This is a genomic window from Streptomyces sp. NPDC047971 (assembly GCF_040653355.1).
Lineage (GTDB): Bacteria > Actinomycetota > Actinomycetes > Streptomycetales > Streptomycetaceae > Streptomyces.
Map to the genome: position 1 here is coordinate 140095 of NZ_JBEZNW010000009.1, position 21798 is coordinate 161892.

Below are 21798 nucleotides of genomic sequence, written 5' to 3' on the forward strand. Positions count from 1 at the left end.
CTCCACCGGGCCAGGCATTACTCTCCCCCGGACGTGATCCGACGCCCCCCGCCCGAGCCGGAACCCGCGTCGGCCGACAACAGGGCGACGGCCCCGACCACGCGGTCCGAGCCGTCGCCGACAAGCAACACGGTCTAGTACTGCGCGTCCCGGCCCGCCTGGCCCAGGCGGCTGTGGGAGCGGCCGTACAGGAAGTAGACGATGACGCCGAGGGCCATCCAGACCGCGAAGCGGAACCAGGTCTCGCCGGGCAGGTTGAGCATCAGCCAGAGCGAGGCGGCGATGGACAGGATGGGGAGCACCGGCACCCACGGCGTGCGGAAGGCCCTGTGCAGGTCGGGGCGGGTGCGGCGCAGCACGATCACGCCGAAGGCGACGACGACGAAGGCGAAGAGCGTGCCGATGTTCACCAGGGTCGCCAGCTCGTTGATGCTGGTGAAGCCGGCCACGATCGCGATGATCACGCCGAGCAGGATGGTCGGCCGGTAGGGCGTCTTGAAGCGCGGGTGCGTGACGGAGAAGAACCGCGGCAGCAGCCCGTCACGGCTCATCGCGAAGAACACCCGGGTCTGGCCGAGCAGCAGGATCAGGCAGACCGTCGTGAGGCCGACGGCGGCGCCGAAGCTGATCACACCGGCGTAGAAGGGATGTCCGACCGCCTTGAAGGCGTCGGCGAGCGGTGCGCTGACCGACAGTTCGGAGTAGTGCTGCATGCCGGTCACGACCAGCGCCACGGCGACGTAGAGCACGGTGCAGATGAAGAGCGAGCCCAGGATGCCGCGGGGCATGTCGCGCTGCGGAAGCTTGGTCTCCTCGGCGGCGGTGGCCACCACGTCGAAGCCGATGAAGGCGAAGAAGACGACGGAGGCGGCGGTGAAGATGCCCATGACGCCGAAGTTGGTGGCCTCGTACCCGAAGATCGTCTGAACCAGCGGGGCGTCCCATGCGGAGCCGCCGCCCTCCGGGGTGACCGCGGGAGGAATGAACGGGTCGTAGTTGTCGCCGACGATGAAGAAGAGACCCGCGATGATCACGATCATGACGACCGTGACCTTGATGGCCACGACGAGCGCCGTGATGCGGGCGGACAGCTTCATGCCGAGGACGAGGACCACGGTCAGCACGAGGACCAGGAGGAAGGCCAGGATGTCGAAGGTGCCGCCCGGCGCGTCAGGCCCTTCCAGCGCGGCTGGTAGGTGCCAGTCCACGTTGTCCATCAGGGAGCGTACGTAGCCGGACCAGCCCACCGCGACGACGGCCGTGCCGAGCGCGAACTCCAGGACGAGGTCCCAGCCGATGATCCAGGCCGGGAGTTCGCCGATGGAGGCGTACGCGAAGGTGTAGGCCGAACCGGCGACGGGCACCGTCGAGGCGAACTCCGCGTAGCACAGCGCCGCGAGGGCGCAGACGATGCCTGCCGCGATGAAGGCCAGCGCGGTGGCGGGCCCCGCGTTCTCCTTGGCCACCTTGCCGGTGAGCACGAAGATGCCGGTGCCGATGATGACGCCGACGCCGAAGACCATCAGGTCCCAGGCGGAGAGCGATTTCTTGAGCGCGTGCTCGGGCTCCTCGGTGTCCCGGATCGACTGCTCGACCGTCTTCGTCCGGAACATTCCGGACGACCTGCTTGGCTGCTGGTCCGTACTCACCTTCGTACCTCCGTGCCGTCAGTCCCAGCACCCATGATCGAGACCCGGGCGCGTCGGCGCCTGTCGAGGGAACGGAGTTCACACGAATGGGCCGGTCGAACACCTCGTGGGGTGGTCCGACCGGCCCAATGGTGACGCGCGGTGACGGTGGTCAGTCGCGGGCGGGCTCCACGGCCTTGCCGCTGTCCTCGGTGAGGCCGTCCAGGCGCGCGACGAGGCCGGTGACCTGGCGGGCGATGTCCGGCGCGGTCAGGCCGATCTCGGCCATGACCTCGGCGCGCGACGCGTGGTCGAGGAAGCGCGGCGGGATGCCGAAGTCGCGCAGGGGTACGTCCACCCCGGCGTCGCGCAGGGCCTGGGCGACGGCCGAACCGACACCGCCGACCCGGCTGTTGTCCTCCACGGTGACGACGACGCGGTGCCGCTCGGCCAGCGGGGCGAGCGCCTCGTCGACCGGCTTGACCCAGCGGGGGTCGACGACGGTGGTGGTGATGCCCTGCTTGTCGAGCAGGTCGGCGATCTCCAGGCACATCGGCGCGAGCGCGCCGACGGAGACCAGGAGGACGTCGGGGGTGTCCGTGCCCGGCTCGCGGAGCACGTCCATGCCGCCGACACGGCGCAGGGCCGGTACGGCGGGGCCGACGGCGCCCTTGGAGAAGCGGACGACGGTCGGCGCGTCGGTGACCTCGACGGCCTCGCGCAGCTGGGCACGGACCTGGTCCGCGTCGCGCGGGGCGGCGAGCCGCAGGCCGGGGACGACCTGGAGGATCGACATGTCCCACATGCCGTTGTGGGAGGCGCCGTCGGTGCCCGTGATGCCGGCCCGGTCCAGGACGAAGGTCACACCGCACTTGTGCAGCGCGACGTCCATCAGGACCTGGTCGAAGGCGCGGTTGAGGAAGGTCGCGTACACCGCGAAGACGGGGTGGAGTCCTCCGGTGGCGAGGCCGGCGGCGGAGACGGCGGCGTGCTGCTCGGCGATGCCGACGTCGTAGACGCGCTCGGGGAACTCCTTGGCGAACTTGTCCAGGCCGACGGGCTGGAGCATGGCCGCGGTGATCGCGACGATGTCCTCGCGCTCCTTGCCGAGCTCGACCATCTCCTGGGCGAAGACGCCGGTCCAGTCGGCTCCCGAGGAGGAGATCGGCAGGCCGGTGTCGGGGTGGATCTTGCCGACGGCGTGGAAGCGGTCGGCCTCGTCCTGGAGGGCCGGCTGGTAGCCGCGGCCCTTCTCCGTGAGGCAGTGGACGATCACCGGGCCGCCGAAGCGCTTGGCGCGCGTCAGGGCGGACTCCAGGGCCTCGATGTCGTGGCCGTCGATGGGGCCGACGTACTTCAGACCGAGGTCCTCGAACATGCCCTGCGGGGCGATGAAGTCCTTCAGGCCCTTCTTGGCGCCGTGCAGGGTCTCGTAGAGCGGCTTCCCGACGACGGGGGTGCGCTCCAGGATGTCCTTGCCGCGGGCGAGGAAGCGCTCGTAGCCGTCGGTGGTGCGGAGCGTGGCCAGGTGGTTGGCGAGGCCGCCGATCGTGGGCGCGTAGGAGCGCTCGTTGTCGTTGACGACGATGACCAGCGGGCGGTCCTTGGCGGCGGCGATGTTGTTCAGCGCCTCCCAGGCCATGCCGCCCGTCAGGGCTCCGTCGCCGATCACGGCGACGACGTGGTCGTCCTTCCGCAGGACCTCGTTGGCCTTGGCGAGGCCGTCGGCCCAGCCGAGGACGGTCGAGGCGTGCGAGTTCTCGATCACGTCGTGCTCGGACTCGGCCTGCGCGGGGTAGCCGGACAGGCCGCCCTTCATCTTGAGCTTCGAGAAGTCCTGGCGCCCGGTGAGGAGCTTGTGGACGTAGCTCTGGTGGCCGGTGTCCCAGAGGACCTTGTCCTTCGGGGAGTCGAACACCCGGTGCAGGGCGATGGTCAGCTCGACCACGCCGAGGTTGGGGCCGAGGTGGCCGCCGGTCTTGGAGACGGCGTCCACGAGAAACGTCCTGATCTCCGCGGCCAGCTGGTCCAGCTGTTCCGGGGAGAGCCGGTCCAGATCGCGCGGTCCCCTGATACGGGTCAGCAATGCCACCCGTGCCTCCTTGCCATTGAGCTGGTCGAGCTTGCCGATTTGTCGAGTCTAATGTTCCGCCCCCGACCGTGGTCATCGGGCGGCGGGGTTCGCGTCACGCTTGTGGCCGACACACCGCTGAGCCTACGGGCGGTGCACAGGGCCAGACGCAGCAGTGCCCGGCGCCGGTTCTCCGGCGCCGAGCACTGTGCAGTACGTAACAGAGGCTACGCGCGGCCCGCTGTCTTCTGGGTCCTGCGCGAGACCGAGTCGATCACGACCGCGGCGAGGAGCACCGCGCCGGTGATCATGAACTGGATCTCGTTGGCCATTCCGATCATGTTCAGGCCCTGCTGGATCGACTGGATGACGATCATTCCCAGGAGTGCCGACCAGACCTTGCCGCGGCCGCCGAAGAGGCTGGTTCCGCCGATGACGGCCGCCGCGATGACCAGCATCAGCGTGTTGCCGCTGCCGAGGCTCTTGGTGGCGCCGCCGGAGAGGCTGGCCACGAAGAGGCCGCCGAAGGCGGCGAGCATTCCGGAGAGGCCGAAGACCAGGATCCGGATCCGGTCGACGTTGATGCCCGCGCGGCGGGCGGCCTCGGCGTTGCCGCCGACCGCGAAGACCTTGCGGCCGAAGAGGGTGCGGCGGGCGACGAAGTCCGCGATCACCAGGACGGCGAGGAAGAGGACCAGGGCGAGCGGCAGGCCGCGGGCGCCCTGGGGCTCGTTCAGGACGTACGCGACGACGAAGCAGAGGACCGCGACCACGGCCGTGCGGAGCACGATCTCGCTGGTGGGGCGGGACGGCAGCGCCGCGGCCTTGCGGCGCCTGGCGTCGAGGAGCAGCGAGCCGGCGTAGGCGAGGACCGCGACCAGGGCGAGACCGTACGCGGCGGCCTTGTCCTCGAAGTAGTACGCCGTGAGGTTCTCCACGATCGAGCCGGTGGGGGCGTTGATCGACCCCTCCTTGCCCATCAGCCAGATCTGCAGGCCGGACCAGCCGAGGAAGCCGGCCAGGGTGACCACGAAGGCCGGGACGCCGATCTTGGCGAAGAAGAAGCCGTGGAGCAGGCCGATGAGGAGGCCGGAGGCGACGGCGACGACGACCGAGAGCAGGTCGTTCATGCCGTTGGTGACGCTGAGCACGGCCCAGACGGCGGCGCCGACACCGGCGACCGAGCCCATCGACAGGTCGATCTCGCCCAGGATGAGGACGAAGACGATGCCGACGGCCATGATGCCGAGGCCGGAGGAGTAGACCGCGATGTTGGCGACGGAGCTCGCGGAGAGGAAGTTGCCGTTCTGGACCTGGAAGACGATCGCGATGACGATCAGGCCCAGGACGACGGGGAGGGAGCCGAGCTCTCCGCCGCGGATCTTGCGGTTGAACTCGGTCCAGTAGCCCTTGATGCCCTGCTCGCGGACGAGCAGGCGCGGGTCGACGGCGGGGATCGGGGCCGCGGAGCCCTCGACGGGGGCGGCCTGGGCGGGCACGGCGGCCTCGGGAGCCGGGGTGCTCGCGGCCTCGGGGGCGGTGGTGCCCGTGGCCTCGGCCGCCGCGGTGCCGGCCGCCTCGGGCGTCTCGGGGGTCTTGGCGAGGTCGCTCACTTGGCGTCCTCCTTCGTGGCCGTGGCCGAGGCCGTACGGGCCTGCCGACGGGTCACGGCGTTGTCCGTGGCACCGGTGATGGCGGCGATGATCGTCTCGTGGCTGGTGTCCTTCACGTCGAAGACACCGTTGTTGCGGCCCAGGCGGAGGACCGCGACCTTGTCCGCGACGGCGCGGACGTCGGCCATGTTGTGGCTGATGAGGATGACTCCGTGGCCGCGCTCGCGCAGTCGCTCCACGAGGTCGAGCACCTGTGCGGTCTGCTCGACGCCGAGGGCGGCGGTGGGCTCGTCCAGGATGACGATCTTGGGGTCGCCGATCAGGGCGCGGGCGATGGCCACGACCTGGCGCTGACCGCCGGAGAGCGCCGCGACGGGGATGCGGACCGACGGGATGCGGATGGACAGCGTGTCCAGGAGCTCCTTGGCGCGCTTCTCCATCGCGATCTCGTCCAGGACGGACGCGGAGCGGAGCTCGCTGCCGAGGAAGAGGTTGGCGACGACGTCGAGGTTGTCGCAGAGCGCCAGGTCCTGGTAGACGGTGGCGACTCCGAGGTTCTGGGCGTCGTGGGGCTTGGTGATCTGGACGGGGCTGCCGTCCCACTCGATCACGCCCTCGTCGATCGGGTGGACGCCCGAGATCGTCTTGACGAGGGTCGACTTGCCGGCTCCGTTGTCGCCGACCAGGGCGACGACCTCACCGGCGTGGATCTCCAGTTCTACGTCGGTGAGCACCTGGACGGCGCCGAACCGCTTGGAGACTCCGCGCAACGCCAGCACGGGCGTAGCGGACACGTGAATCATCTCCTTCGCCGCCTGACCGGCGGGGATGGTGGTGCGAAGAGCACAGAGGGGGCTGTGAGAGGAGTCCGGCGCCCCGCCCCCGCTTGCGGGGCGTTGAACGGGGCGGGGTGCGCCGGACCGGACCGGGGGCCGCTTCGGTGGGAGGTCAGTGGGTCCGAAGGGCCGTACCGGCAGCGGGTGTTACTTGATGCCCGCCGCCTCGCAGGCCGCCTTGTACTCGGCGGTGCAGATGTCGGCGGCCTTGTAGACGCCGTCCTTGATGATCGTTCCGGCGATGTCGCCCTTGGTGACGACCTGCGCGTCGTACAGCTTCGCCGGGATGTCCTTGAACTCACCGGTCAGGCTGGTGACCTTGGTGGGAACCAGGTCGTCGATCTTCTCGCCCTTGAGGAGGCGGACCGCGATCTCGGCGGTGGTCTCGGCCTCCGGCTTGATCTGCTTGTAGATCGTGAAGGCCTGGTCGCCCTTCAGGATGCGCTGCAGACCCGCGAGCTCGGCGTCCTGGCCGCCGACCGGGACCTTGATGCCCTGCTTGGCGAGGGCGGTGATGATGCCGCCGGCCATGCCGTCGTTGGCCGAGTAGACGCCCTGGAAGCCGTCCTTGCCCAGCGAGTCGATGGCGGCACCCATCTTCTTGTTGGCCTCGTCCGGGGACCAGTCCGGGATGTCCTGCTCGTAGACGACCTTCTTGACGCCGGTGTCCAGGACGCTGTGGGCGCCCTTCTTGAACAGCGGGGCGTTCGGGTCGGTCGGCGAGCCGTTGATCATGACAACGTTGGCGTCCTTGGCCTTGTCGCCGAGCGCCTTCACGAGGCCCTCGCCCTGGAGGCGGCCGATCTTCTCGTTGTCGTACGAGACGTAGGCGGAGATCGGACCCTCGGCCAGGCGGTCGTAGGCCACGACCGCGACGCCCTGCTCCTTGGCCTGCTGGACCCAGGACTTGGTGGCCTTGTAGTCGACCGAGTCCAGGATGATGACCTTCACGCCCTGCGTCACCAGCGCGTCGAACTGCTTCTTCTGCGTCTCGGTGTCCTGCGCGGCGTTGTTGTACTTGACCTCGCAGTCCGAGCAGAGCGCCTTGATCTTCGCCTCGATGATGGGGCGGTCGAAGGTCTCGTAACGCGTGGTCTTGTTCTCCGGCAGCAGCAGACCGATGGTCTTGCCGTCGCCGCCGCTCCCAGCGGCGCCGTCGCCCGAACCCGAGCCGCTGTCGCCCGCCTTGCCACAGGCGGCGAGGGAGAGGGCCATGGAAACCGCGGCCGTGCCTATGACGACGCGACGCGTCATTGCGTTCATGTGGGGTTGCCTCCCTGACGAGGCCGCGACTTTGCGGCCGAGGTGGCTGGAAGTCAACTCGGCCGCAACCCCGGCGTCAAGGAGTAAATCCTTAACGAGATGACAACGGTGCCATCCGTTATCTAAGTGAAGGCATGGACCGAGGCCGGGGCGGCCGCGGGAGCGGCCCCGGGAAGGGCCCCCTCCAACAGGGTCGAATCGCCCATTTCACTCAGCGCGAGCGCCAGCGCGCCCAGCACTTCGGCCCGTCCGCCGAGCGCCCCGGGAGCCAGCGACAGCTGGCGCGCGGCGCTGGGGATCGCGTAGCGCGAGACGGAGTCGCGGATCGGCGCGAGCACCAGCTCACCGGCCTCCGCGAGGTCGCCCCCGAGGACCACCCGGCTGGGGTTCAGCAGGTTGCACAGGTTGGCGACACCGCTGCCGATGTGGCGGCCCACGTCGGCGATCACGCGCCGGCAGCCCGGGTCGCCCTCGCGCGCCAGCTGGACGACCCGTTCCATCGTCAGATCGGGGCCGTGGCCGGGCTGGAGCAGCGGCAGGACGTACCGGGCGGCGGTGAAGGTCTCCAGACAGCCCCGGTTGCCGCAGCGGCAGACAGGGCCCGACTCGTCGATCGTGATGTGCCCGATCTCGCCCGCGGTGCCTCCGGGGCCTCGATAGACCCGTCCGTCGATGACGAGGCCCGCTCCGACGCCGCTGGCGACCTTGATGTACGCCAGGTCCTTGACCCCGCGCCCGCTGCCCCAGACGAGCTCGCCGAGCGCGCCGAGATTGGCGTCGTTGTCGACGTACACGGGCACGCCGAGCCGGCCGGAGAGCTCGTCCGCCGGATTGATCCCGCTCCAGCCCGGCAGGATCGAGGTGGAGCCGAGCGTGCCGGAGGAGACGTCGATCGGACCCGGTACGCCGAGGCCGACGCCGACGACCTTGTCCCGGCCGATTCCGGTGGCCTGGATCAGCCGGGTGACCAGCCGTTCCGCCCGGTCGAAGCCCTCCGCGGCGGAGGCGTCGACGTCCAGCGGCTCGGACTCCTCGGCGAGGACCTGGTGGGCGAGGTTGCCGACGGCGACCCGCAGGTGCGTATGGCCGAAGTCGACGCCGATGACGATGCCCGCGTCGCCCGAGAGCGAGACGCTGCGGGCCCGGCGCCCGCCGGCGGAGGTGGGGGTGACCTCGACGGTCCCGCCGTCCTTCAGCTCCCGCACGATGTTGGAGACCGTGGCGGCGGACAGCCCGGTCGCTCGGGCGATCTCCGCCTGGGTGAGCGAGCCGGCCATGCGTACCGCACGGACCACCCGTTCGAGATTGGCCCTGTGCAGAGATGTCTGCGACCCCGGAGTCTCCATCGACTCATCCACTCCCGCCTGCGATGGACGGCGTGTCCGCCGCCCCCGACCGGGGCCATGCCATGGAGACCCCGGCTGCTTCTCCAACTTGTGAACTCTAAGCTGAGCCTTCGGGGTGGTCGCTCGTCAAGACCTTGAGTCAGAGGCTGCTCGGATGAGCCCCGCGCGCACACCCACCCCTTCCGGCCGGGACGGGCGGACACCGACGCTCCGGGCGGCGCCCTCGGCATCCGGCTCCGCAGGTGAACACGCAGGTCACGGTGGGTACGGGCGCCCAGCGCCGCCCCGCGGCGATGCCGCCGTCTCCTCGATCATCCCGCATCACGGCCGGGGCGTGAAGATGATGCGCAGAAGGGCGGCCCCTGCTCGGGGCCGCCCTCGAAGGTGTACGGGACCGTTACTTCACGGCGCCTGCCGTCAGTCCGGCGACCACCTGACGCTGGAAGACGATGTACGCGGCGAGGACGGGGAGCATCGCCATCACCAGGCCGGCGAACAGACCCGACCAGTCACCCTTGTACCCCTGGCTGACCGCGAGCTGGACCAGGCCCTGCGAGAGCACCTTCTGGTCCTGTTCGGTGTTGAGCACGGTGGGCAGCAGGTACTGGTTCCACTGGCCCAGGAAGTTGAAGATGCCGACGCTGATGAGGCCGGGCTTGGCCATCGGCAGCATCACCTGGAAGAAGGTCCGGGTGTGCGAGGCGCCGTCCATGAAGGCCGCCTCCGCCACCGAGGTCGGCAGCGTGCGGAAGAACGCGGTCAGGAAGAAGACCGTGAAGGGCAGCGAGTACGCGATGTAGACCAGGATCAGGCCGTGCAGCGTGTTGAGCAGGGCCATGTTCTGCAGCACGTAGAAGAGCGGCACGAGCGCCAGGATGATCGGGAAGCTCATCCCGCCGATGAAGAGGAAGTAGATGAAGCGGTTGCCGGGGAACTCGAAGCGGGCCAGCACGTAGGCCGCCATCGAGCCGAAGAGGAGCGTCCCGATCAGCGATCCGCCCACCACCAGGATGGTGTTCAGGAAGTAGTCGCTCATGTGCGCCTCGGTCCAGGCGCGCGACCAGTTCTCGAAGTGCAGCTTGTCGGGCAACGACCACGGCGAGGTGAAGATCGCCCGGTCGGTCTTGAAGGAGGTCATCACCGCCCAGAGCAGCGGCATGACCACCATGATCGCCCAGATGATCAGGATGCCGTGGGAGAAGACGTTGAGGACCGCGCCCTCCCTCTTCTCCGTGCGGGGAGCCGGGAGCGCGCGCTTCGTCACCTGCGTGACGCCGGGCTCGGGCGGCTCGGGCAGCGCCGCGCCGGCCGGAGGGGTGTCGATGGCTTTCACCGGAGGTCACCTCGTGCTGTCGTGCCGGCCACCGCGACCGAGCTGCTTTCCTGCTGGGGGTCCGGGGGCTGTCCCCCGGGAAGACACCGCATCAGTACTCCAGCCGCTCGCGCCGGCCGAACCGCATCACGACCGCCGCGAAGAGCAGGGTGACGACGAGCAGCGCGACACCGATCGTGGTCGCGTACGCGGCCTGACCGTCGCGGAAGGCCTTCTGGTACACGTACAGCGGCATCACGATGGTGGAGTAGTCCGGTCCGCCGCCGTTGGGGCCGACCGTCATGATCTGGACCACCGCGAAGGACTCGGCGCCGAGCGCCAGGATGCCCATGTAGATCCAGCCGGACTGCACGGTGTCCCAGAGCAGCGGCAGCGTGATCTTGAAGAAGGTGGTGAAGCGGTTGGCGCCGTCGAGGAGCGCCGCCTCGTAGAAGTCCTTCGGGATGGAGGCCATGCCCGCCGAGAAGAGGACCACGAAGAAGCCGACCGTGGACCAGACGAGGACGACCATCACACAGATCAGGGCCAGGTTCGGGTCGCCCAGCCAGTCGGGCTGGACGCTGCCGAGTCCGACCCCCTTGAGGACCGAGTTGATGGCGCCGCTGTTGGGGTTGTACGCGAACTGGAAGAGGAGCGCCACGATCGCGATGGACAGCACCTGCGGGAAGAAGTACACGATCTTGTAGAAGGACGAGCCGCGCACACCGGCCACGGCCGCTCCCCGGCGACGCCGACCGCCGACATTGAGCATGAACGCGAAGAACAGCGCCAGGCCGACGGTGACCAGCGGCAGCACGACCGCGAAGGTCAGGCTGTGCTGGAGCGACTTCCAGAACACCTCGTCGTCGAGCATCCGGCTGTAGTTGTCGAAACCGACCATCCGGAATTCGGGGCTGAGACCGCTCCAGTCCGTGAACGAGTAGTAGATGGACTGGATGAAGGGCCAGATGACGAACAACGCGTACATGGCCAGGGGAACCGCCAGGAACCCCACGATGAAACGGTACTTGCCGTGTTGCATTCCTACCGACCCCGATCTTCCCGCGGAGTAGCCGCTGGTGCCGTGCGTGCGGTGAGTGCCGTACGCAAGGAGCCGGGGCCCGCTCCCGGTCGGCGGGAAGGGGCCCCGGCACAGCTCACTGGTGCTTGTAGTGCTTGATGGAGGAGTCCTTGGCCGCCTCGTCGGCGAACTTCTGGATCTTCTTGATCGTCTCGGCCGGGGTCGCCCGGCCGGCCATCATCTCGCCGATGCCGGCGACGCCGATCTTCTCCTTCTGCAGCGCCACGTACCAGTCCTGCAGACGCGGGTTGACGACGTTCTGTCCGGCCTTGTCGAGGGCCGCGACACCGGACTTCAGACCCGGGGTCAGCTCGATGCCGTCGGTGCCGCCGTTGAACGCGGTCAGCGACTTCACGGACTTGGTGAAGTTCTTCGAGGAGGCCTCGCTGAGCATGATGCGCAGCTGCTCCATGCCGCCCTCGATGTTCTTCGCCTTGGCCGGGACGATGAAGGGCTCGCCGCCGGAGGCCCAGATCGTACCGAACGGCATCTTGTCGGAGGAGTCGATGCCGGTCGGGGCGGAGACGGCGAGGTTGAAGTCGGCGGGCATGGTCTTCGCCGCCTCGTTCTCCACCCACGAGCCGTTCGGGATGAAGAGCGCCTTGCCCTCGGTCCAGGCCGTCTGCGACTGGATGTGGTCCAGGCCCGGGGTGCCCTGGAGGATGTAGCCCTTGCGCTGGAGCTCGTAGTACGCCTCGAAGCAGGTCTTGACGGCCGGGTGCTCCCAGGCCTTCGGCTCCAGGTTGTCGATGGCGTCGAGGACCTCGCGGCCACCGACCTTGCCGATCATCGGGTAGAGCGAGAAGGGGACGTAGTAGGGGTGCTTGCCGGCGTACGTCCAGCCCGCGATGCCCTTCTTCTTGGCCTTCTCGCAGACCGCGAGCATCTCGTCCCAGGTCTCGGGGTACTTCGCGTCGAGCGAGTCCAGCAGCTTCTGGGAGTACCAGACGCCGTAGACCGTGTAGGCGTAGTAGAGGATCCAGACCGGGGCGCCGTCGAACTGGCCCATCTCCACGATGCCCGGGCGCAGGGTGTCGCGGACCTTCTTGCTCGGGTCGTCGATCGACGCGGCGTCGAGCAGCGCGGTGAGGTCGGCCAGCTGCTTCTGGCCGACGAGGACGCCCATGTCCATCTGCTCGGCGCCGGAGTTGTCGATGAGGTCCGGCGGGTTGCCGCCGTTGAACCGCGGCTGCAGCTCGGTGGTGATCTTCTGGGTGGCGGTGAACTTGACCTTGGCCTTCGGATACGTGCCCTCGTAGATCTTCACCGCGTCCTTGGCGTACTGCTGGCCGAAGCCGCCGTCGAAGAGGACGAAGTCGAGCGGGGCCGACTCGTTGACACCGAGCGGGTTCTTCTCGGTCTTGGTCCCCTTCTCGACCTTGCCCCCGCCCTCGGCGGTGCCGCCGCTGGCACAGGCGGAGAGGAAGCTCATCGTCGGCACCGAGAGCAGACCGAGAGCGGCGGAGCGCTTGATCAGATCGCGGCGGCCGGGGCCTTCGTGGTTGTGCGCGGAGGTGGATCCCATGCTCAAGTCCTCGCCTTCATTCAGGACTCAGGCGGTGTACCGGTCGCCCGTTATCTGCTCGCCAAGGCGAAGGGCCCCGCCACCGCATTCGAATGCAGCTTGGGTCGTACAGGCGTCGTGCCGTCGCGTGTGTGGGACGACGGGCTGGACGCCGACAGGTATAGTCCACTTCCCTTCGACTGAGCAAGATCGAAAGCAGGTTTGAGCGGCAGTCTTTCCCGAGTTGAGACCTCGGGGATACCCCCGCTGTATCTGTACCGTTTCATCCCCCGACTTGTCGTCAACACCCTTGACACCATCGGCCACTTGGCCCCCTACTGGATGTGCTTCATTCGGATGACAACGTTGTCTAGATCCAGTGGCAGGAGCGGCGACACGGCATGGAGCCCAGAATTCGCACCCGTTCACGGTCCAGAAACCACCCCCTCGCGGCCGTCTCCCTGATGGCCGCGTCGGCATTGGTACTGGGCTCGGTGCCCTCGGTGGCACAGGCACTTCCCGGCCAAACGGACACACGCGCACAGGAGTTCACCACCTCCTTCGAAGCCGACGAAACTCAACCCACATGGCGCAACACGGTGGAGGTCGGCGCGGACGGCACCAAGCGGACATCAGGGGTCGACGGCGGCTTCGCGAGCGGAATACCGGGCAATGTCACCGACCGGGTGACGGAGCTGCGGGCCAGCGGCGAGAACGCGGGCTCGGGTGAGACCAAGGAGAACCTGGTCGACCTCCAGTCCGGCACGAAATGGCTGGTCTTCGAGCCGACCGCCTGGATCGAGTTCGACCTGGACGCGCCGGTCAAGGTGGTGACGTACGCACTGACTTCGGCGAACGACGCCGCCGAGCGCGACCCCCGGGACTGGACGCTCAAGGGCTCGGCGGACGGCAAGGAGTGGAAGGTCCTCGACAGCCGGGCGGGGCAGACCTTCGCCAAGCGCTTCGAGACGAGGACCTTCGACTTCGCGAACGACACGGCCTACGCCCACTACCGCCTGGAGATCACCAAGAACGGCGGCGCGGGCCTCACCCAGCTGGCGGACGTCCAGTTCTCCGACGGGAACACCTCGACCCCCGTACCCGAGGAGATGCGCAGCCAGGTCGACCGCGGCCCCGGCGGCTCCCCCACCGCCAAGGCGAACGCCGGCTTCACCGGCAAGCGGGCGCTGCGCTACGCCGGCACCCACAAGGCCGACGGCCGGGCGTACTCGTACAACAAGATCTTCGACGTGGACACCCGGATCGCCCGGGACACCGAGCTGTCGTACCGGGTCTTCCCGTCCCTGCCGGAGACGGACCTCACCTACCCCGCCACGCACGTCTCGGTGGACCTGGCCTTCACCGACGGCACCTATCTGAGTGATCTGCGGGCCGTCGACTCCCACGGCGGGCTGCTGACCCCGCAGGGCCAGGGCGACGCCAAGCGGCTGTACGTGAACCAGTGGAACCAGGTGAGCTCCCGGATCGGCGCGGTCGCGGCGGGGAAGACCGTGGACCGGATCCTGGTGGCGTACGACTCCCCCAAGGGTCCGGCGAAGTTCCAGGGCTGGATCGACGACATCGCGCTGAAGGCCAAGGCTCCCGAGAAGCGCCTCGACCGGCTCTCGGACTACGCCTCCACGACCCGTGGCACCAACTCCAGCGGTTCGTTCTCGCGCGGCAACACCTTCCCCGCGACGGCTGTCCCGCATGGCTTCAACTTCTGGACGCCGGTCACCAACGCCGCCTCCAAGAGCTGGCTGTACGAGTACGCCCGCGCCAACAACGCGGACAACCTGCCGACCGTGCAGGCGTTCGCCGTCAGCCACGAGCCGAGTCCCTGGATGGGCGACCGACAGACCTTCCAGGTCATGCCCTCGGCGGCGGCCGGCACTCCGGCGACGGGCCGGGTCGAGCGTGCCCTCGCCTTCCGCCACGAGAAGGAGACGGCGAAGCCCCATCTGTACGGCGTCACCTTCGAGAACGGTCTGAAGGCCGAGATCACCCCCACGGACCACGCGGCGATGATGCGCTTCACCTATCCGGGTGAGGACGCGAGCGTCGTCTTCGACAACGTCACCGAGGAGGGCGGACTGACCCTCGACCCGGCGACGAGCTCCTTCACCGGCTTCTCCGACGTGAAGAGCGGCCTTTCGACCGGCGCCACCCGGATGTTCGTGTACGGCGTCTTCGACGCGCCGGTCACCGGCTCCTCCGCACAAGGTGTGAAGGGCCACCTCCGCTTCGACGCGGGCGCCGACCGCACGGTCACCCTGAGGATCGCGACCTCGTTGATCTCCGTGGACCAGGCGAAGGCCAACCTCGCCGCGGAGATCCGCGAGGGGACCCGATTCGATCAGGTCAGGGAGCGGGCGCAGGCCGCCTGGGACCGGATCCTGGAGCGGGTGGAGGTCGAGGGCGCGACCCACGACCAGCTGGTGACGCTCTACTCCAGCCTCTACCGGCTCTACCTGTACCCCAACTCCGGTTTCGAGAAGGTCGACGGGAAGAACCGGTACGCCAGCCCCTTCTCCCCCATGACGGGCCCGGACACCCCGACCCGTACCGGCGCGAAGATCGTCGACGGGGAGGTGTACGTCAACAACGGCTTCTGGGACACCTATCGCACGACCTGGCCGGCGTACTCCTTCCTCACCCCGAACAAGGCGGGTGAGCTGGTCGACGGCTTCGTGCAGCAGTACAAGGACGGCGGCTGGATCTCCCGCTGGTCCTCCCCCGGCTACGCCGATCTGATGACCGGCACCTCCTCGGACGTCGCGTTCGCCGACGCGTTCGTGAAGGGCGTGGACTTCGACGCCGAGGCGGCGTACGAGGCGGCGCTGAAGAACGCGACGGTCGTGCCGCCGAGCCGGGGCGTGGGCCGCAAGGGCATGGAGACCTCTCCCTTCCTCGGCTACGCGTCGACGGAGACCCACGAGGGCCTGTCCTGGTCGCTGGAGGGCTACCTCAACGACTACGGCATCGCGAAGATGGCGCAGGCGCTGCACAAGAAGACCGGCAAGAAGCGGTACCAGGAGGAGGCGGCGTACTTCCTCTCCCGCGCGCAGAGCTACGTCTCCCTCTTCGACTCCGAGGCGGGCTTCTTCCAGGGCCGTGACCTGAAGGGCGACTGGCGGGTTCCCTCGGCCCAGTACGACCCGAGGATCTGGGGGTACGACTACACCGAGACGAACGGCTGGGGGTACGCCTTCACGGCCCCGCAGGACTCGCGCGGGCTCGCCCAGTTGTACGGCGGCCGCAAGGGCCTCGGGCAGAAGCTGGACACGTACTTCTCCACCCCGGAGACCGCGAGCCCCGAGTTCGTCGGCTCGTACGGCAGCGTCATCCACGAGATGACCGAGGCGCGGGACGTCCGGATGGGCATGTACGGGCACTCCAACCAGGTCGCCCACCACGTCCCGTACATGTACAACGCGGCCGGGCAGCCCTGGAAGACGCAGGAGAAGGTCCGCGAGGTGCTGTCGCGGCTGTACACCGGCAGCGAGATCGGGCAGGGCTACCACGGTGACGAGGACAACGGCGAGCAGTCCGCCTGGTTCCTCTTCTCCGCGCTCGGCTTCTACCCGCTGGTGATGGGCAGCGGGGAGTACGCGATCGGCTCGCCGCTGTTCAGCAAGGTGACGGTCCGCATGGACAACGGCCGCAAGCTGGTCGTCGAGGCCCCGCGCAACAGCGCGAAGAACCTGTACGTGCAGGGCGTGACCGTCGACGGCAAGCGGTGGAACTCCACCGCGCTGCCGCACGAGCTGCTCGCCGAGGGCGGCACGCTGCGGTTCGAGATGGGGCCGAGGCCCTCGGCATGGGGCACGGGCGCGAACGCCGGCCCGGTCTCCCTCACTCCGGTGGGCGGGACGCCCTCCCCCCGGACGGACGCGATCACCGGCGCCGGGCCGCTCTTCGACGACACCTCGGCCACGGAGGGCGCCGTCGCCACGGTGGAGCTGCCGGTGGCGAAGCCGGTCCGGGCGGTCCAGTACACGCTGACCTCGTCCGTGCGGGACAAGGCTCCGGCCGGCTGGGTCCTGCAGGGCTCGGCCGACGGCACCACCTGGAAGGACCTGGACCGGCGTGCCGGCGAGTCCTTCGCCTGGGACCGGCAGACCCGGGTCTTCTCGGTCGCCGCACCCGGTTCGTACGCGAAGTACCGGCTGGTGGCCGCCGCGCCCGGCACGCTCGCGGAGGTCGAGCTGCTCGGTTAGCGAGGCGCGGACGCGAGAGGGCCGCACTCCCCGTGAGGGGGGTGCGGCCCTTCGCTGCTACCGGATCCGTCAGCCGCGGATCAGGTTGCGCAGCACGTACTGCATGATGCCGCCGTTGCGGTAGTAGTCCGCCTCACCGGGGGTGTCGATGCGGACGACCGCGTCGAACTCGACACCGGTGTCGGTGGTGACCTTGACCGTGCTCGGGGTGGTGCCCTCGTTCAGCTCGGTGATGCCCGCGATGGAGAAGGTCTCCTCGCCGGTCAGGCCGAGCGAGTCGGCCGACTGGCCGGCCGGGAACTGGAGCGGGAGGACGCCCATGCCGATGAGGTTCGAGCGGTGGATGCGCTCGTACGACTCGGTGATGACGGCCTTGACGCCGAGGAGCGCGGTGCCCTTGGCCGCCCAGTCGCGGGAGGAGCCGGAGCCGTACTCCTTGCCGCCCAGGATGACCAGCGGGGTGCCGGCGGCCTGGTAGTTCTGCGAGGCGTCGTAGATGAACGACACCGGGCCGTCGGCCTGGGTGAAGTCGCGGGTGTAGCCGCCCTCGGTGCCCGGCGCGATCTGGTTGCGCAGGCGGATGTTGGCGAAGGTGCCGCGGATCATGACCTCGTGGTTGCCTCGGCGCGAGCCGTAGGAGTTGAAGTCACGACGCTCCACACCGTGCTCGGTGAGGTACTTGCCGGCGGGGGTGTCGGCCTTGATGGCACCGGCCGGGGAGATGTGGTCGGTGGTGACCGAGTCGCCCAGCTTGGCCAGGACGCGCGCGCCGGTGATGTCGGTGACCGGCGTGGTCTCCATCGTCATGCCCTCGAAGTACGGGGGCTTGCGGACGTAGGTGGACTCGGCGTCCCACTCGAAGGTGTTGCCGGTCGGGATGGACAGCGCCTGCCACTGGGCGTCGCCCGCGAAGACGTCCTGGTAGGACTTGGAGAACATGTCCTCGCCGATGGCGTTGGCGACGACGTCGTTGACCTCGGCCTCGGTCGGCCAGATGTCCTTGAGGAAGACCGGGTTGCCCTCGGTGTCGGTGCCGAGCGCGTCCTTGGTGATGTCCACCTTCATGGAGCCCGCGATGGCGTACGCGACGACCAGCGGCGGGGAGGCCAGGTAGTTCATCTTGACGTCGGGGTTGATACGGCCCTCGAAGTTCCGGTTGCCGGAGAGGACCGAGGTGACCGCGAGGTCGTGCTCGTTGACCGCCTTGGAGACCTCGTCCGGCAGCGGGCCGGAGTTGCCGATGCAGGTGGTGCAGCCGTAGCCGACGAGGTTGAAGCCGACCTTGTCGAGGTAGGGGGTCAGACCCGCCTTGTCGAAGTAGTCGGTGACGACCTTCGAGCCCGGGGCGAGGGTGGTCTTGACCCACGGCTTGCGGGTCAGGCCCTTCTCCACGGCCTTCTTCGCGACGAGCGCGGCGGCGACCATGACGTACGGGTTCGAGGTGTTGGTGCAGGAGGTGATCGCGGCGACGGTGACGGCGCCGTGGTCGATCGTGTAGGTGCTGCCGTCGGGGGCGGTCACCTGGACCGGGTTCGACGGGACGCCGTTGCTGACGGCGGGGGCGTCGGAGGCCGGGAAGGACTCCTCGCCGGCCTCGTCGGCGGTGGAGACGTAGTTGCGCACGTCCTGGGCGAACTGCTGGGCGGCGTTGGCCAGGATGATGCGGTCCTGCGGGCGCTTCGGGCCGGCGATGGAGGGGACGACCGTGGAGAGGTCGAGCTCCAGCTTCTCGGAGAAGTCGGGCTCGGCGGACGGGTCCAGCCAGAGGCCCTGCTCCTTGGCGTACGCCTCGACGAGCGCGACCTGCTGCTCGGAGCGGCCGGTGAGCTTGAGGTAGTTCAGGGTCTCGTCGTCGATCGGGAAGACCGCGGCGGTGGAGCCGAACTCCGGGGACATGTTGCCGATGGTGGCGCGGTTCGCGAGAGAGGTGGCGGCGACGCCCTCACCGTAGAACTCGACGAACTTGCCGACGACGCCGTGCTTGCGCAGCATCTCGGTGATCGTGAGGACCAGGTCCGTGGCGGTGGTGCCGGTCGGCAGCTCGCCGGTCAGCTTGAAGCCGACGACGCGCGGGATCAGCATGGAGACCGGCTGGCCGAGCATGGCGGCCTCGGCCTCGATGCCGCCGACGCCCCAGCCGAGCACACCGAGGCCGTTGACCATGGTGGTGTGCGAGTCGGTGCCGACGAGGGTGTCGGGGTACGCCTGGCCGTTGCGGACCATGACCGTGCGGGCCAGGTGCTCGATGTTGACCTGGTGGACGATGCCGGTGCCCGGGGGGACGACCTTGAAGTCGTCGAAGGCGGTCTGGCCCCAGCGCAGGAACTGGTAGCGCTCCTTGTTGCGGCCGTACTCCAGCTCGACGTTCTGCGCGAAGGCGTCGTTGGTGCCGAACTTGTCGGCGATGACGGAGTGGTCGATGACCATCTCGGCCGGGGAGAGCGGGTTGATCTTCGCCGGGTCGCCGCCGAGCGCGGCGACGGCCTCACGCATGGTGGCGAGGTCGACGACACAGGGCACACCGGTGAAGTCCTGCATGATCACGCGCGCCGGCGTGAACTGGATCTCCTGGCTCGGCTGGGCCTGGGAGTCCCAGGTGCCGAGGGCCCGGATGTGGTCGGCGGTGATGTTCGCGCCGTCCTCGGTGCGGAGCAGGTTCTCCAGAAGCACCTTCAGGCTGTAGGGAAGGCGCGCGGAGCCCTCGACCTTGTCCAGCTTGAAGATCTCGTACGACTCGTCGCCCACGCGCAGCGTGCTGCGGGCGTCGAAGCTGTTCGCCGACACGACAGTCTCCTTCATCAATGTGCGCGTACTACCGCCATGCTGCCGCCACGACTCCTCGCCGATCCGCTAAGGTAAGACTTAGTTAGGTAACCCTTACCGGGTGGGCGGCCGCGGTGCGCCGTAAGCAGTTATCTCGATGTCGAGATAACTCTAGTGCATCACCGCGGCCCGGTCATGCCCGGCATGACTGTGACGGGCATCATCCTGATGTCCGTCCGGTCAGCCGAGCCAGACCCCGGTAGCAGCCGCTGTCCGGACATAGTCGGTGAAGTCGCGCGGTTCGCGGCCGAGCGCGCGCCGGACGCCGTCGCCGAGCCGGGCGAAGCGGCCTTCCCTGATCCAGCCGTAGAGCATGTTCAGCAGCTCCACGTGCTCCTCCGACACCCCCTGCCTCGCGGCGTGGGCGGCGAAGTCGGCCGGCGACACGGCCCGGTGGACGACATCGCGGCCCGTGGCGCGGGCGATCTCGCCGACCGCCTCCGCCATGCTCAGCAGCCGCGGCCCGGACAGCGCGTACGCCTGCTCGTCGTGGCCGTCCTCGGTCAGGGCCGCCACCGCGACGTCGGCGATGTCCTCCACGTCGAGCCACGGCTCGACGCCCTCGCCGGTCGAGCTCACCACGTCACCGTCGAGGACCTGACGCAGGAAGAAGGGGTCCTCGCTGAAGTTCTGCGCGAACCAGGCGGGCTTCAGGATCGTCCAGCGCGCGCCGGACTCCCGCACCGCGCGCTCGCACGGCAGCTTCTCCTCTCCCTCCGGCGCCACCCAGTCGCTGTGCGACAGGAGCACCAGGCGCTCCACGCCCAGGGAGGCGGCGAGCTTCGCGAAGCCACGCATCGACGTCCCGGCGTCGGCGCGCTGCGAGTCGACGAGGTAGGCGGCACGGGCTCCCGTGAGGACCGGCTCCCAGGTGCTCTCGTCCGTCCAGTCGAAGCGGACCGGCCCGCCGCGGGAGACGGCGCGCACCTCGTGACCGCGGCTCCGGAGGCGGGCGGCGACGCGCCTGCCCGTCTTGCCCGTGCCGCCGAGGACCAGGACCGGTTTCGTCGTGTCGTTCGTCGTGATCACGTTGTTGATCGTCATGGGAGGAGTCAAACCGCTCCCCCCTGAGCCGTGGAATGGCCTGTCGGCTCATTCCGATGTCTCAGCGTCTAACCTTGCCGCCATGGATGCGCTGGCGAGTCTGCTGTACGAGGTGCGGTCCGACGGAGCGCTGTTCAGCCGGAACGTGCTCACGCCGCCGTGGTCGATCCGGTTCGCGGACCGCCGACCGATCACCCTGGTCACCATGTTGCGCGGCTCGGGCTGGGTCCTCCCCGGCGACGGCGCCTCCGGCACGCCCGACGGCGGGCCCGTCCCGCTGGAGCGGGGCGATGTGGCGATCGTGGTCGGCCCGGAGCCGTTCTCCTTCGCCGACAGCGCCGACTCGACGGCTCCGCCGCTGTACGTCCTGGCGGGTCCCGACCGGTGCACCACGGCCGACGGCGAGGAGATCAGCGAGGACATCGTCCTGGGGATGCGCACCTGCGGAACAGCCTGGACGGCCCGACCGTGCTGCTCACCGGCAGCTACCAGGTCGGCGGCCGGGTCTCGGAACGGCTGCTGAGCGCGCTCCCCCGAGTGCTCGTGGTGCGCAACGACGGGCGGCCCGGCCCGATCCTGGACCTCACCGCCGAGGAGGTCTCCCGGGACGAACCCGGGCAGCAGGCCGTCCTCGACCGGCTCCTCGATCTGCTCCTGCTCTCCACGCTGCGGGAGTGGTTCACCCGCCCCGAGGCCGATCCGCCCGGGTGGTACCGCGCACTCGGCGACCCCGTCGCCGGCCGGGCGCTGCGTCTGATCCACGACCGTCCCGCCCGCCCGTGGACCGTGACCGCCCTCGCCGAGGAGACCGGTGTGTCCCGGGCGACCTTCGCGCGTCGCTTCGGCGAGCTGGTCGGCGAGCCGCCGATGACCTATCTGACCGGCTGGCGGCTCGCCCTCGCCGCCGATCTGCTGGCGCGCACCGAGGCCACCGTGGAGTCGATCGCCCGACAGGTCGGCTACGGCAGCGCCTTCGGACTCAGCGTCGCCTTCCACCGCGTGTACGGAATCCGTCCCACCCAGCACCGCGCGGCGGCCCGGGCGACGGTGTAGGCCC

Annotated in this window: 14 protein-coding genes; 3 read left to right on the forward strand and 11 right to left on the reverse strand. The window is 69.0% G+C overall.

Annotated elements, in window-relative coordinates:
* Nucleotides 1-134 precede the first annotated feature (134 nt).
* From AB0D99_RS12145 to ngcE, 9 genes are all read right to left on the reverse strand, one after another.
* Complete coding sequence (locus tag AB0D99_RS12145; RefSeq protein ID WP_362359361.1) at nucleotides 135-1613, reverse strand: amino acid permease; 1479 nt, start codon at nucleotides 1611-1613, stop codon at nucleotides 135-137.
* Nucleotides 1614-1800: 187 nt separating this feature from the next.
* Nucleotides 1801-3720, reverse strand: a complete 1920-nt coding sequence (dxs, locus tag AB0D99_RS12150; RefSeq protein WP_362359363.1) for a 1-deoxy-D-xylulose-5-phosphate synthase — start codon at nucleotides 3718-3720, stop codon at nucleotides 1801-1803.
* 206 nt (nucleotides 3721-3926) lie between these two features.
* Nucleotides 3927-5198, reverse strand: coding sequence for a sugar ABC transporter permease (locus tag AB0D99_RS12155; protein ID WP_362359482.1), 1272 nt, complete (start codon nucleotides 5196-5198; stop codon nucleotides 3927-3929).
* A gap of 110 nt (nucleotides 5199-5308) precedes the next feature.
* Nucleotides 5309-6115 (reverse strand): ATP-binding cassette domain-containing protein, encoded by an 807-nt coding sequence (locus tag AB0D99_RS12160; RefSeq protein WP_362359365.1) that lies wholly within the window; start codon nucleotides 6113-6115, stop codon nucleotides 5309-5311.
* Between the two features lie 180 nt (nucleotides 6116-6295).
* Entirely contained in the window at nucleotides 6296-7411 is a 1116-nt protein-coding gene (locus AB0D99_RS12165; protein ID WP_362359367.1) for a substrate-binding domain-containing protein, read from the reverse strand.
* A 122-nt stretch (nucleotides 7412-7533) separates the two neighbouring features.
* Nucleotides 7534-8757: an ROK family transcriptional regulator gene (locus tag AB0D99_RS12170; RefSeq protein ID WP_362359369.1), complete on the reverse strand. Its 1224-nt coding sequence runs from the start codon at nucleotides 8755-8757 to the stop codon at nucleotides 7534-7536.
* A 397-nt stretch (nucleotides 8758-9154) separates the two neighbouring features.
* Nucleotides 9155-10021, reverse strand: coding sequence for a carbohydrate ABC transporter permease (locus AB0D99_RS12175; protein ID WP_362359485.1), 867 nt, complete (start codon nucleotides 10019-10021; stop codon nucleotides 9155-9157).
* A 160-nt stretch (nucleotides 10022-10181) separates the two neighbouring features.
* On the reverse strand, nucleotides 10182-11111 hold the full coding sequence (locus AB0D99_RS12180; protein ID WP_362359371.1) for a sugar ABC transporter permease: 930 nt from the start codon (nucleotides 11109-11111) through the stop codon (nucleotides 10182-10184).
* A gap of 115 nt (nucleotides 11112-11226) precedes the next feature.
* On the reverse strand, nucleotides 11227-12675 hold the full coding sequence (gene ngcE / locus AB0D99_RS12185; protein WP_362359373.1) for an N-acetylglucosamine/diacetylchitobiose ABC transporter substrate-binding protein: 1449 nt from the start codon (nucleotides 12673-12675) through the stop codon (nucleotides 11227-11229).
* A gap of 380 nt (nucleotides 12676-13055) precedes the next feature.
* Between ngcE and AB0D99_RS12190 the strand changes: the two genes are divergently transcribed.
* The gene (locus AB0D99_RS12190) at nucleotides 13056-16874 is read left to right on the forward strand and encodes a GH92 family glycosyl hydrolase (protein ID WP_362359375.1); all 3819 of its coding nucleotides are present in this window, start codon (nucleotides 13056-13058) and stop codon (nucleotides 16872-16874) included.
* A gap of 69 nt (nucleotides 16875-16943) precedes the next feature.
* On the opposite strand, the gene acnA is transcribed toward AB0D99_RS12190, so the two are convergent.
* Both acnA and AB0D99_RS12200 read right to left on the reverse strand, forming a co-directional pair.
* Entirely contained in the window at nucleotides 16944-19673 is a 2730-nt protein-coding gene (gene acnA / locus AB0D99_RS12195) for an aconitate hydratase AcnA (protein ID WP_362359377.1), read from the reverse strand.
* Nucleotides 19674-19877: 204 nt separating this feature from the next.
* Entirely contained in the window at nucleotides 19878-20741 is an 864-nt protein-coding gene (locus tag AB0D99_RS12200) for an NAD(P)H-binding protein (protein WP_362359379.1), read from the reverse strand.
* A gap of 82 nt (nucleotides 20742-20823) precedes the next feature.
* On the opposite strand from AB0D99_RS12200, the gene AB0D99_RS12205 reads away from it, so the two are divergent.
* Both AB0D99_RS12205 and AB0D99_RS12210 read left to right on the forward strand, forming a co-directional pair.
* Nucleotides 20824-21264 (forward strand): cupin domain-containing protein, encoded by a 441-nt coding sequence (locus tag AB0D99_RS12205; protein WP_362359381.1) that lies wholly within the window; start codon nucleotides 20824-20826, stop codon nucleotides 21262-21264.
* The gene (locus AB0D99_RS12210; protein WP_362359487.1) at nucleotides 21183-21794 is read left to right on the forward strand and encodes an AraC family transcriptional regulator; all 612 of its coding nucleotides are present in this window, start codon (nucleotides 21183-21185) and stop codon (nucleotides 21792-21794) included. The genes AB0D99_RS12205 and AB0D99_RS12210 overlap by 82 nt, the downstream gene beginning before the upstream one ends.
* Nucleotides 21795-21798 lie beyond the last annotated feature (4 nt).